Genomic DNA, 730 nt, shown 5'->3' on the forward strand with positions numbered 1-730 from the left:
GACCGGGCGGCCAAGGCGCCCAGTGAGCGGACCGTGACGACGCGGCCCGCCCCCGATTGCATGGTGTACGTGACCGCGTTGCTGCCGGTCGCCCAGGGAGTGGGGGTGTACGCCGCGCTCAAGCGTGCGGCCGACAGCACCGGTGACGGCCGCAACCGCGGGCAGGTGATGGCCGACACCCTCTATGAGCGGGTCACCGGCCAGCAGGCCGCCGATCCGGCGCCGGTGAGCGTTGATCTGGTCATGTCGGATCGGGCGCTGCTGGGCGGGGACGCCGAGCCGGCGCACCTGCAGGGCTACGGGCCGATCCCGGCGGCCATCGCGCGGCGAATGGTGGCCGACGCCGCCGGTACCGGGGCGGCGGCGCTGCGGCGGCTCTATGCGCGGCCGTCCTCGGGGGCGTTGGTGGCGATGGAGTCGCGGTCGCGGTGTTTCCCGAAAGGGTTGGCGAGGTTCATCGATCTGCGTGATCAGCGGTGTCGTACCCCGTATTGCGATGCGCCGATCCGCCACCACGACCACGCCCACCCGCACCACAAGGGCGGGCCGACCAGTGCGGTCAACGGTCTGGGTGAGTGCGCGCGCTGCAATTACGACAAGGAGGCCCCGGGCTGGCAGGTCGCCACCAGCGAGGTCGACGGCGTCCACACCGCGCAGTTCGTCACCCCCAGCGGGGGCCAGTACCGCTCGACCGCACCACCAGCCCCGGGAAAACTGAACATCCTGGTCA

The 730-nt window shown here is 71.8% G+C and carries 1 pseudogene; it reads left to right on the forward strand.

Annotated features, from left to right (window positions below):
• A pseudogene (locus Q2100_RS07280) lies at window positions 1-730 on the forward strand (HNH endonuclease); the annotation flags it as partial.

Origin of the sequence: Mycolicibacterium arseniciresistens, assembly GCF_030519285.1 — a bacterium.
Classification (GTDB): Bacteria; Actinomycetota; Actinomycetes; order Mycobacteriales; family Mycobacteriaceae; genus Mycobacterium; species Mycobacterium arseniciresistens.